Here is a 535-nt window from a genome sequence, read left to right as displayed (position 1 = left end):
CTCGCGGGGGGTGGGGCCTCGCGGGGGGGGTTTATTTGGGCCGGGCCCCCGCCCCCCGGGCGGGCCCCGGGGGGGGTTCCCCCCGGGGGCCGGGCGGGGGCCCCGGCCCGGGCCGGGCCACCGCCGGCCGGTCCCGGGCCGCCGGTGCGGCCAGCGACTCCCAGACGGGATCGGGCAGCCCGGGGACGGCCCGCCCCTCGGCCTGCCAGCGCCGGGCCAGCTCGGCGTAGATGGGCGCTTCCGGGCCGGGTTCCGGCACCGGCCGTTCCGTCACCCGCGGCTCCGTCACCGGCCATTCCGTCGGCACCCGCGGCTCCGTCGTCGCGGGTGGCGACGGCTGTTCCGGCGGCCTGTCCGGAGTGCCGGGCAGGATCGTTTCCTCACTCGGCTGCCGTTCCGGCACCGACAGCCACCCGAATCCACTCACACCCACCCAACGCGCCCCGCCCGCACCGGGACACGGTCGGGTCAACCCGGCGCTCCGCAGGTCAACCCCCCGCGGAGCGCCGCCGGGGGGGGGGGGGGTGGGGGGGGG

This window comes from Kitasatospora sp. NPDC054768 (assembly GCF_053612025.1).
This window is presented reverse-complemented; position numbering follows the sequence as displayed.